Source organism: Streptomyces sp. NPDC007945, from assembly GCF_042958885.1.
In the GTDB taxonomy this organism is placed as follows: domain Bacteria; phylum Actinomycetota; class Actinomycetes; order Streptomycetales; family Streptomycetaceae; genus Streptomyces.
In genome coordinates, this window is record NZ_JBIBJV010000005.1 from 160,258 (window position 1) to 171,670 (window position 11,413).

The window sequence follows — 11,413 nt, forward strand, 5'->3', positions numbered from 1 at the left end:
CGGAGTGTGAGGTATTCCTATGTTCCTGTTCGGCACACACAGGTCCGCCGCGCAACGCCTGCGCCTCCACGCCGACCGGGACCTGGGGGCGGGGAACTTCTTCTGGCACGCCTGGCGCATCGCCCGTGACCGGGACCGTCCGCTCCTGTTCCACCCCGACACGTCCTCCCCCGCCTGGGCGACGGAGGAGCCCCGGGGCGTGTCCCTGGACGACCTGCGCGTGGCCGTCATCCGCTACGCCCACTGGTACCGCGGCCGCGGCGTGGGGCCCGGGTCGCACGTGGGCCTGCACACCCGCGACGGGCTGCTCGGCCTGATCCACCACATCGCGATCACCTCGCTCGGCGCCGCCGCCGTGCACTGCAACCCCAAGATGGCCCCGGCGACGGCCGCCGAGTACTTCCTGCGCACCCGGACCACGGTGCTGGTGGGCGACGACGACCTCCTCAAGGGGCTCGCGGACGCCTGGCGTTCGGACGCTCCCGGGAAGGCCACGCCCGAGGTCGCGGACATCGCCGCGCTCGCCGTCACCGCTCCCCTGCCGCCCCGGCCGATGCCCGGCTTTCCGCACCGGCACGCCGACGGCGACCTCATCATGATCTCGCACTCGTCGGGCACCACCGGCCGGCCCAAGGCCCCGGTGTTCCACCACGGTTCGTTCTTCGCGGGCAAGCGGGAACGGCTCTGGTCCTTCCCCTCGCTGCGCTCCGACCGGCTGCTCACGGCGCTGCCGCACAGCCACTCCGCGGGCATCAGCTACCTCAGCCTGGCGATCCTGCTCGGCATCCCGACGCTGATCCTGGACGACGCGACCGGCCCCGCCGTGGCGCGGGCGGTGAACCTCTTCCACCCCACCACCGTGCTGGCGTTCCCGCTGACCCTCGCCGAGATCCCCACCGAGGAGATCCACCCGGAGGCCGCGCGGTACATCCACACCTGGCACGGCATGGGCGACGCCTCCCACGAGCGGCACATCCGCCCGCTGATCGCGCTCGGCCGGCGCACCGAGAACGGCCGGGCCCTGAACGGCTCGCGCTACCTGGACGGGCTGGGCTCCTCGGAGATGGGCATGGTGCTGTTCAAGCAGGCCTACACGCCCGAGACGACCCGGTACGCCCGCCATATCGGCCTCCCCGTGAAGGTGGTGCGCAAGGCGGCGGTGCTCGACGACCAGGGCCGTGAACTGCCCGACGGGCAGGCCGGCCGGCTCGGTGTGCAGACGCCCAGCGTCACCGCCGGCTATCTGGACGAGCCGGACCTGACCGCGGACTCGACGGTCAACGGGTACTTCCTCACGGGAGACATCATGCGCCGCGAGAGCGACGGCACCTGGTACCACCTCGACCGCACCCCCGACGTGATCCACACCGTCGACGGACCGGTGTACAGCCTCCCGGCGGAGGAGGTCGTCCTGCTCGCGACGCAGGCGCTGGACACCGCGGTCGTCGCGGTCGACGACCCCGACGCCCCGGGGCACTCGCGCCCCCTGGCGGTCGTCCTCTTCACCGACGGCACCCGGCGCGACGCGGCCCCGCTGCTCGACACGTGCAACGAGGCCCTGGCCCGCGAGGGCCTGGCCCCGCTCGGCGGGCTGCTGGTGGCGCGCGACCGCTCCGAGCTCCCGGTCGGCGTCACGGGCAAGGTCCTCAAGCGCCTGCTGCGCGAGCGCCTGCGCACCGCGCTGTCCAGCACCGGCGACCCGGCGCTCGCCGTGTCCGCCCCCGTACGGAAGGTCTGACGATGCCCGGTACCGAGACGACGGCGGCGCGTCAGGTGGTGGACCTGATCACCGGCACGTGGCGGGCCCAGGCCCTGCACGCGGCGGCCGCCCTGTCCCTGCCCGACCACATCGCCGCGGGGATCGGCACCGTGCCGGCGCTGGCCGAGCGCACGGGCGCCAGCGAGGACGGCCTCGCGCGGCTGCTGCGGCTGCTCGCGGCGCTGGGCGTGTTCACCGGCGACGAGGAGCGGGGCTACGGGCTCACCGACGTGGGCGCGCTCCTCGTCGCCGACGGCGAGCAGTCGATGCGCGACATGGTGCTGCTGTACGGGGAGGAGTTCCACCGGGCGTGGGGCGCGGTGGTGCCCGCGATCCGCACCGGCACCTCCGGCTTCGAGCACGCCTTCGGCACCTCGCTGCACGCCTATCTGCGCGACGAGCCCGACGCGGGGCCGCGGTTCCTGCGCGCCATGAACGCCGGGAACGTCTTCTTCCCCGAGGCGGCGGCGGCCTTCGACTTCGCGGGGGCGCGCACCGTGGTCGACGTGGCGGGCGGCAGCGGCCTGCTGCTGTCCGCCGTGCTCCAGGCGCATCCGCACCTGACGGGGACCGTCTTCGACCTGCCGCACATGCTGCCGGTGGCCGAGCGGCACCTGGGCGCCACCGTCGAGGCCCACCGCTACGAGACGGTCGCGGGCGACGTCTTCGACAAGGTCCCCGCGGGCCACGACGTGTACCTGCTGTCCCGGGTGCTGCAGGACTGGGACGACGAGCGGTGCGCGACGCTCCTCGCCAACATCCGGGAGGCCATGGCGGACACCGGGCGGCTGCTGGTCCTCGAACGGGTCGTCGCCACCGACGGGACGGCGCCCGTGCTGCCGCTGCTGTGGGACCTGCACCTGCTGATGGCCGCGGGCGGCCGCGAGCGCACCCTCGACGGCTACCGCTCCGTCCTGGGCGCCGCGGGCCTGCGCCTGGAGAGCGTGCACCCGCTGGCCCTCGAGACGACTCTGCTGGTCGCCGCGCCGGCATGAGGCGGCCCCTCCGATCCCGGCCCTCCCCCGACCCCATGGAGTACCCCTATGTCCAGCGGTGACCTCGTCCTGTGCCTCGTCGGCGCGGGGCCGCGCGGTCTGTCGGTTCTCGAGCGGCTGTGCGCCAACGAACGCGCGTCCTCCGCTCACCGGGCGGTCACCGTGCACGTCGTCGACCCCTACCGGCCGGGAGCCGGGCGGGTGTGGCAGGCCGGACAGTCGCGCGTGCTGCTCATGAACACCGTCGCCTCCCAGGTGACCGTGTTCACCGACGACAGCGTGGAGATGGAAGGCCCCGTCGAACCGGGCCCCAGCCTGTACGCGTGGGCGCGCACGCTGGGCGCCGGGCACGACGAGGCCGTGCTCGCCGAGGCGCGCCGGCTCGGCCCGGACGACTACCCGTCCCGCGCCTTCTACGGCCGTTACCTGGAGGACGTCTTCGCCCGGGTGGTGGCCGGCGCCCCGGCGCACGTGCGCGTGCGGGTGCACCGGGCCCGGGCCGTCGGTCTGCGGGAGCGGGACGAGGACGGGGCACAGCAGGTCCTGCTGTCCGACGGGAGGGTGCTCGACGGCCTCGACGCAGTCGTCCTCTCCCAGGGCCACGTGCCGACCGAGGTCTCGGCGGCCGAGCGGCAGCTCTCGCTGCGCGCCCGGGCCCACGGGCTGCTGCACGTCCTGCCGGCCAACCCCGCCGACCTGGACCTGTCGGACGTGCGGTCCGGCGAGACCGTGCTGGTGCGCGGTCTCGGCCTGAACTTCTTCGACCACATGGCGCTGCTCACGGTGGCGCGCGGCGGCCGCTTCGACCGGGTCGGCGAGCGGCTCGTCTACCGCCCGTCCGGCCGGGAGCCCCACATCGTCGCGGGCTCCCGGCGGGGAGTTCCGTACCACGCCCGAGGCGCCAACGAGAAGGGCGCGCACGGCCGTCACGAGCCGCGCGTGCTGACGGAGAAGGTCGTCGCGGCGCTGCGGGAGCGCGCGGTGGACGGTGAGCGCGTGTACTTCGGCACCGATCTGTGGCCGCTGATCTCCCGGGAGGTCGAGAGCGTCTACTACGGGGCGCTGCTGGCCACCCGTGGCCGGGAGCCCGAACGGGAGGAGTTCGTGCGGCGGTTCGTGTCGCTGCCCGAGGGCCCCGAGGCGGCCGGGGCGGTGGCCGAGCTGCTCGACGCGTACGGCATCGCGCCCGGCGAGCGGTGGGACTGGGACCGGATCCTGCGGCCGTACGGCGACGGGGAGTTCGCCGACCGGGCGGAGTTCCGCCGGTGGATGCTCGGACATCTGCGCCAGGACGTGCGCGAGGCCCGCGCGGGCAATGTGAGCGGGCCGCTCAAGGCGGCGCTCGACGTGCTGCGCGATCTGCGCAACGAGGTGCGGCTCGCCCTCGACCACGGCGGCCTGGACGGCCACTCGTACCGGGACCAGGTGGAGGGCTGGTACACGCCGCTCAACGCCTTCCTGTCGATCGGCCCGCCCTATTCCCGCATCGAGGAGCTGATCGCGCTGATCGAGGCGGGTGTCCTGGACCTGATCGGACCGGGCATGCGGGTGCGGGTCGACGGCACGTCGGGAGCGTTCGTCGCCGAGTCGGATTCCGTGGCGGGCGATCCCGTGCGCGCCCGGGTGCTCGTCGAGGCGCGGCTGCCGGAACCGGACCTGCGCCGGACGCGTGATCCGCTGCTGCGGGAGCTGCTGGCCACCGGGCAGTGCCGTCCGTTCCGCATCCCCGGCGCGTGCGGCACGAGTTACGAGACGGGCGGCCTGGAGGTCACCGAACGTCCGTACCACCTGGTCGACGCGTACGGCCGCAGTCATCCGCGGCGCTTCGCGTACGGGGTGCCGACGGAGGCGGTGCACTGGGTGACGGCGGCCGGCATCCGGCCCGGCGTGAACTCGGTGACCCTGGGCGACTCCGACGCCATCGCGCGGGCCGTCCTCGCCCTCTCCCCCGCCGACGCGTCCGGGCGCCACACCGGCAGGACGCTGACGGAGGCGCCGGCATGACGGCCGACGGAGCGGGACTGGATTCCGGGCTGCTCTCCCCGGTGCGGGCGGGCACTCCGGTCGAGCGGGCGGTCGGCGACGAGGCCTGGCTCCAGGCGATGCTGGACGCGGAGGCGGCGCTGGCGCGTGCCCAGGCCGGGCTCGGCACCGTGCCGGCGCGGGCCGCCGCGGTGATCACCGGGGCGGCCCGCGCGGACCGGCTCGACCTGCGCGGGCTCGCCGTCGCCGCGCGGGAGAGCGCCAACCCGGTGGTGGGCCTGGTCCGCGCCTTCACCGCGGTCGTCGCCGAGGTGGACCCGGAGGCCGCCGAGTACGTGCACCGCGGCTCCACCAGCCAGGACGTCTTCGACACCGGCGCCATGCTGGTCTGCGACCGGGCACTGCGCCTGGTGCGGGCCGATCTGCTGCGTACGGCGGAGGCCCTGGACGGGCTGGCGGCACGGCACCGGGACACCCTGATGGCGGGGCGGACGCTGACCCTGCACGCGGTGCCGACCACCTTCGGGCTGAAGGCGGCCGGCTGGGGACTGCTGGTGCGCGAGGCGGCGGACCGCGTGGGCCGGCTGCTCGACGGCGGGCTGCCCGTCTCGCTCGGCGGCGCGGCGGGCACCCTGGCCGGCTATCTGCAGTACGCGGTGGTGGACGGCGCGCCGGCCGGCGCCGCGCACACGGCCGCGTACACGGCCGCGCTGACCAAGGCGTTCGCGGCCGAGACCGGGCTGGCCGCGGCTCCGCTGCCCTGGCACGCGCTGCGTTCCCCCGTCGCCGACGTGGCCGCGGCGCTGGCCTTCGTCTCGGGGGCGCTGGGGAAGATCGCCGTGGACGTGCAGTCGATGGGCCGCACCGAGGTCGGTGAGGTCACCGAGCCGCCCGTGGCCGGACGCGGCGCCTCCTCGGCCATGCCGCACAAGCGGAATCCGGTGCTGGCCACGCTGATCCGTTCCGCCGCGCTCCAGGTTCCCGCGCTGGCGGGCGCGCTGACGCAGTGCCTGGTGACCGAGGACGAGCGCTCGGGCGGTGTCTGGCACGCCGAGTGGCTGCTGCTGCGGGAGTGCCTGCGGCTGGCGGGCGGCGCCTCGCACACGGCGGTCGAGCTGTGCGAGGGGCTCGTCGTCCACGAGGGGCGGATGCGGGCCAACGCGGCCGCGACCGGCGCCCTGATGTCGTCCGAGCGGATCGCCGCGGTGCTGGCGCCCCTGCTCGGCAAGGCCACGGCGAAGCGGCTGCTGTCCGAGGCGGCCGGCACGGCCGGGCGCACCGGACGCCCGCTGGCCGACGTCCTCGCCGACGACCCCCGGATCGGGTCCGCGCTGGGCCCCGGGGAACTGGCGGAACTGCTCGACCCCGCCGCCTACACCGGCGCGGCCGCCGCTCTGGTGGACCACGCCCTGGAACGCCACCGCACGTCCTGACCCACACCCCGTCGTCCCGACCCCAGGAGTTGCGATGTCTGCCCGGCTCTTCACCTCGGAATCGGTCACCGAAGGCCATCCCGACAAGATCGCCGACCGTATCAGCGACACGATCCTCGACGCCCTGCTCGCCCAGGACCCCGCGGCCCGCGTCGCGGTGGAGACCCTGATCACCACCGGCCAGGTCCACGTCGCGGGCGAGGTCACGACCAGCGCGTACGTCGACATCCCCGCCCTCGTCCGCGAGACGGTCCTGGGGATCGGCTACGACTCCTCCGCGAAGGGCTTCGACGGTGCCTCCTGCGGCGTGTCGGTCTCCATCGGAGCCCAGTCCCCGGACATCGCGCGCGGAGTCGACACCGCGCACGAGCAGCGGGTCGGCGGTTCCTCGCCGGACGCGGAGGACGGGCTCGGCCTCCAGGGCGCCGGCGACCAGGGCCTGATGTTCGGATACGCCTGCGACGAGACGCCCAGCCTCATGCCGCTGCCCATCCACCTGGCCCACCGGCTGTCCCGGCGCCTGGCCGAGGTGCGGCGGGACGGGAGCGTGCCGTACCTGCGCCCGGACGGCAAGACGCAGGTCACCATCGAGTACCTGGGCAGCAGGCCCAAGCGCCTCGACACCGTGGTCGTCTCCTCCCAGCACGCCGGTGACATCGATCTGGACTCCCTGCTCACCCCCGATGTGCGCGAGCACGTCGTCGAGCACGTCCTGGACGAGCTGGCCCAGGAGGGGATCAAGCTGGAGACCGAGGGCCACCGGCTGCTGGTCAACCCGACCGGCCGCTTCGAGATCGGCGGTCCGATGGGCGACGCCGGGCTCACCGGCCGCAAGATCATCATCGACACGTACGGCGGCATGGCCCGCCACGGCGGCGGCGCCTTCTCCGGCAAGGACCCGTCGAAGGTGGACCGCTCGGCCGCGTACGCGATGCGCTGGGTCGCCAAGAACGTCGTCGCCGCGGGGCTGGCCTCGCGCTGCGAGGTGCAGATCGCGTACGCCATCGGCAAGGCCGAGCCGGTCGGCCTCTTCGTCGAGACCTTCGGCACCGCCACCGTGCCGCAGGCGGCCGTCGAGAAGGCCGTGACGGAGGTCTTCGACCTGCGTCCGGCCGCGATCATCCGCGACCTGGACCTGCTCCGCCCGATCTACGCCCGGACGGCCGCCTACGGGCACTTCGGCCGCGAGCTGCCCGACTTCACCTGGGAGCGGACGGACCGCGCCGACGCGCTCCGCCGGGCCGCCGGCCGATAGGCGCAGGACCGCGCGCGGCCTCGGATTCCTCCATTCCGGGGCCGCGCCGGCATCCGCGCCGGTTGAATAGCCCTCGGGGCGTCTTCACGAATGCCGAGAAAACCGAGCGATCGACTTGTAATTTTCGCCCGCACGCCCGTTTGACGCCGAATCAGCACCCCCCTATCCTCGGTGCGAGAAAATGAGATACCTGTTCGATACGTGATGTCACGGGGATAGGAACTCTTCATGAAGTCGGGTATTCTCGGCCCCCTCTTACTGTCCGACGCTGACGTGAATCTCGTTCCCAGCGCTCCGAAACCGCGCCAGCTCCTCGCATTCCTCATGCTGCACATGCCCCAGATGGTGCGGGCCGGCGACTGCATCACCGAGTTGTGGGGGTCGACACCGCCCAAGAGCGCGATGTCCACGCTGCAGACCTACGTGCTCCACATCCGGCAGGCCCTGCGCGGTCCCCACCGGGACCACAGCCACCTCCTCCTCACCAGGAACCAGGGCTACCAGCTCGCCCTCGAACCGGCCGGCTTCGACCGCCACCGGTTCACGGACCTGACCCGCCGGGGACGCCAAGCGGCCGCCGCCGGGGACCACCGGACCGCGTCGGAGCTCTTCTCCCTGGCCCTCGCGCAGTGGCGCGGACCCGCGCTGTCCGACGTCCGCACCGGCCCCCTCAGCTCGCCGCACCTGGCGGAACTGGCGGAGACCAGGCAAGGCGTCCTGGAACAGCGCATCGAGGCCGACCTGGCCCTCGGCAAGCACCGTGAGCTCGTCGACGAGCTGAGCGCCCTGACCGCCCGCCACCCCACCCACGAGAACATGCACGCGCAACTGATGGTGGCGCTGTACCGCTCCGGGGAGCACCAGCGCGCCGGCGACGTCTTCCACGGCCTGCGCCGGGCGCTCGGCGACTCCCTGGGGATCGAGCCCGTCCCCCGCATGTGGCGCCTGTACCAGGCGGTCGTGGTCGGCAGCTCGGAACTGGACGCTCCGGTCGTCCGCGGATAACCGCTCACCCACGTCCGCAACACCCTGGCCCGGGACGGTGTTTCTCTCAGTGATGGACGACAAGGCCGAGCAGCTGACCGAACTCCTGGCGGCGCACCTCGAAGCCGGCTTCACCGAGCTGGTCCGAGTGCACGCCGGGGCGGTCCACGCGTTCCTGTACCGGGTCTCCGGCTCCTCCGCGGAGGCGGACGACCTGGGCCAGGACACCTTCCTGCGCGCCTACACGGCACTGCGGGAGTACACCCCCGCACGCCGTCGCGAACTGCGTCCGCGTGCGTGGCTCATGACCATCGCGGCGAACGTGTGGCGCAATCACGTCCGCACGCGCACCAGGCGTCCGGCCACCGCCGGGCTCCCCGTGGAGGAGACCATGGACGTCTGGCCGGACCTCAACCCCGGCCCGGAGGAACGCGCGGCGACCGCGGAGGACAGGTCACGCCTGGTCACGGCCCTGTCGGCGTTACCCGAGCACCACCGCATACCGGTCGTGCTCCACCATGTGATCGGAATGAGCTACACAGAGGTGGCCGAAGTACAGGGCTGCGCGGTGGGCACCGCGAAGGCACAGGTCTCCCGCGGTCTCGCCGGCCTGCGGCGGCTGCTCGCGCCGGAGCCACCGGCACTGAAGGAGGTGACGACATGAACGAAAGCGACGGCGACGCCGTCACCCGGCGTCTGCCCGAACTCACGACCCCGGCACCGGAGGACTTCGCGCTGCGCGTGTTGCGCCGTGCGGGCATCTCCCAGGACCACTACGACACGTACGTGCGCCTCGACACGGCCGCGGGCGGACTGTTCGTCGCCGCCGGCGCACGAGCCGTCACCGGCGCCGCCCTGGACTCGGCGGGTCTGACCACGACGGGCTTCGAGGAACTGCACCGGGCGCGCACCGGCCGCTCGGCGATCCCGGGAGGCAGGCCGCTGTCCGGGGTCGTGCCCGCGCTGCGCACCGGCCGGGCCCACCGGCTGCCGATCGACCTGTCCGGTCTGCCGGAGCAGCAGCGCGCGGTCCTGGAGGCCGTACGGAGCATCCCCGCGGGGCAGCTGCGGCCGCTCGGCTGGATCGCCCGCGAGACCCGCACCGAGGTCCCGCCCTCGACCTCCGAGGTCCTGCGCGCCCTGGCGGCCAATCCGGTCGCCGTGCTCATCCCGTGCCACCGGGTCACGCACGACAACGGATCGCCGTGCGACGCCGCGTACCTGCCGAGGGTCGGCTCGGCCCTCCGTCGGGCCGAGCAGATCGACATGCGCCGGGTGGCGGAGCTGTCCCGGGCGGGCACGGTGTTCCTCGGCAGCGACACCACCTACATCTACTGCCACCCGACCTGCGCGCACGCCCGCCGCATCACCCCCGCGCACCGGGTGCCCTTCCGCACCGCTCAGGACGCCCGCGAGGCGGGCTACCGAGCCTGCAAGAGCTGCCGGCCCATCACCGTCTGACCGGCGCACCACAGAAAGGTCCCCCATGCGTATCCCCGTCACCGCGGCACTCGCCACGCACGACACCCCGCTGGGCCTGCTGACCCTCGCGGCCACCGACGACGCGCTGGTGCTGTGCGCCTTCGACGACCGCGAGCGGGCGGAGGCCCGGATCGCCCGCGCGGGCCTCGCCGCCGTGGACGCAGGGGAGGCCGCCACCTCGGCCCAGCTGCGGATCCTCCAGGAGACGCGCCGCGAGCTCGACGCGTACCTCGGCGGCCTCAGCCGCGCGTTCACCGTGCGCATGGACCTGCGTCTGGCCACACCGTTCAGCCGCACGACCATGGAGCGGCTGGACGGCATCCTCCCGTACGGCGAGACGAGCACCTACGCCGAGCTGGCCGCCGCGCTCGGGCGGCCGCGGGCCGCGCGGGCGGTCGGCACCGCGCTCGGCGCGAACCCCCTCTGCGTGGTGCTGCCCTGCCACCGGGTGGTCGGCTCGGGCGGGCGCCTGACCGGTTACGCGGGCGGGGTCGAGGCCAAGCGGTTCCTGCTCGACCTGGAGTCGGGCCGCACGCCCTCGCCCGCCCTCTGAACCGGCGGGCGCCGGAGCACGACCCCGCATCCGGCGCCCGCCTCCGTACCCGACCACGACCGCGGAGCCGACCCTGACCAGCTACGACACCCCCCACCTGCCGGGCCTGGACCACGCCCGCACCCCCACCGCGCGCGACACCGGCACCGGCGACACGATCGCACTGCCCGCCGTGGACACCCTGGACTGGCCCGCGCTGACCGCGGCACTCGACTCCGAGGGAGTCGCCGTCACCCCGCCGCTGCTGTCGCCGGAGGAGTGCGAGCAGGTCCGGGCCCTCTTCGACCGGGACGACGTGTTCCGCAGCACCGTCGACATGGGCCGCCACCGCTTCGGCAGCGGCCGCTACCGCTACTTCGCCGCCCCCCTGCCCCCGGTGGTGACCGCCCTGCGCAGGCGCTTGTACCCGCCCCTGGCCCGGATCGCCAACCAGTGGGCGGAGCGCCTGGACCGCCCCCGGTTCCCGCCGACCCACGCCGAGCTGACTGCGGCCTGCGCCGCGGCCGGCCAGCTGCGGCCCACTCCCCTGCTCCTGCGGTACGGCCCGGACGACTACAACTGCCTGCACCAGGACGTCTACGGCGAGCTGACGTTCCCGCTGCAGGTGGCGGTGATGCTGGACCGCCCCGACGTCGACTTCACCGGCGGCGAGAGCGTCTTCGTCGAACAGCGTCCGCGCGCCCAGTCCCGCCCGCTGGTGAAGCGCCCGGGCCAGGGCCAGGCGTTGATCTTCGCGGTCCACGACCGTCCGGTCCGCTCGGCGCGGGGCTGGAGCCGCGTCATGCTGCGCCACGGGGTGAGCGCGGTGCACGACGGCCAGAGGCACGTCCTCGGCGTCATCTTCCACGACGCCCCATGACACCCGAGACGCCCGAGGTGCCTGAGAAACACATCCGGATGCGAGGGAAAAGACGGAAGGACCCTGAAAGAAGGTACGCGCACGGAATCCGGGGGCGGATCTTCCGGTTC

General features: G+C 73.8%; 10 protein-coding genes. All 10 read left to right on the forward strand.

What is annotated here, in order from left to right:
- Positions 1-19 precede the first annotated feature (19 nt).
- The gene (locus tag ACFZCF_RS17805; RefSeq protein ID WP_388443946.1) at positions 20-1,738 is read left to right on the forward strand and encodes a class I adenylate-forming enzyme family protein; all 1,719 of its coding nucleotides are present in this window, start codon (positions 20-22) and stop codon (positions 1,736-1,738) included.
- A 2-nt stretch (positions 1,739-1,740) separates the two neighbouring features.
- The gene (locus ACFZCF_RS17810; protein ID WP_388443948.1) at positions 1,741-2,754 is read left to right on the forward strand and encodes a methyltransferase; all 1,014 of its coding nucleotides are present in this window, start codon (positions 1,741-1,743) and stop codon (positions 2,752-2,754) included.
- Between the two features lie 48 nt (positions 2,755-2,802).
- A complete protein-coding gene (locus ACFZCF_RS17815) occupies positions 2,803-4,758 on the forward strand; it encodes an FAD/NAD(P)-binding protein (protein WP_391287198.1) in 1,956 nt (651 codons plus the stop codon).
- On the forward strand, positions 4,755-6,170 hold the full coding sequence (locus ACFZCF_RS17820; RefSeq protein ID WP_388443954.1) for an adenylosuccinate lyase family protein: 1,416 nt from the start codon (positions 4,755-4,757) through the stop codon (positions 6,168-6,170). Before ACFZCF_RS17815 ends, ACFZCF_RS17820 begins: the two co-directional genes overlap by 4 nt.
- A gap of 34 nt (positions 6,171-6,204) precedes the next feature.
- Positions 6,205-7,425, forward strand: coding sequence for a methionine adenosyltransferase (metK, locus tag ACFZCF_RS17825; protein ID WP_388443956.1), 1,221 nt, complete (start codon positions 6,205-6,207; stop codon positions 7,423-7,425).
- A 228-nt stretch (positions 7,426-7,653) separates the two neighbouring features.
- On the forward strand, positions 7,654-8,430 hold the full coding sequence (locus ACFZCF_RS17830) for a BTAD domain-containing putative transcriptional regulator (RefSeq protein ID WP_388443959.1): 777 nt from the start codon (positions 7,654-7,656) through the stop codon (positions 8,428-8,430).
- Positions 8,431-8,482: 52 nt separating this feature from the next.
- Positions 8,483-9,073, forward strand: a complete 591-nt coding sequence (locus ACFZCF_RS17835) for an RNA polymerase sigma factor (protein ID WP_388443962.1) — start codon at positions 8,483-8,485, stop codon at positions 9,071-9,073.
- A complete protein-coding gene (locus tag ACFZCF_RS17840) occupies positions 9,070-9,870 on the forward strand; it encodes an MGMT family protein (protein ID WP_388443965.1) in 801 nt (266 codons plus the stop codon). Before ACFZCF_RS17835 ends, ACFZCF_RS17840 begins: the two co-directional genes overlap by 4 nt.
- 25 nt (positions 9,871-9,895) lie before the next feature.
- On the forward strand, positions 9,896-10,444 hold the full coding sequence (locus ACFZCF_RS17845) for a methylated-DNA--[protein]-cysteine S-methyltransferase (protein ID WP_388443968.1): 549 nt from the start codon (positions 9,896-9,898) through the stop codon (positions 10,442-10,444).
- A gap of 172 nt (positions 10,445-10,616) precedes the next feature.
- Positions 10,617-11,303 carry a 2OG-Fe(II) oxygenase gene (locus ACFZCF_RS17850; protein WP_388443971.1) on the forward strand — a complete coding sequence of 229 codons (687 nt, stop codon included), beginning with the start codon at positions 10,617-10,619 and terminating at the stop codon, positions 11,301-11,303.
- Positions 11,304-11,413: the final 110 nt, after the last annotated feature.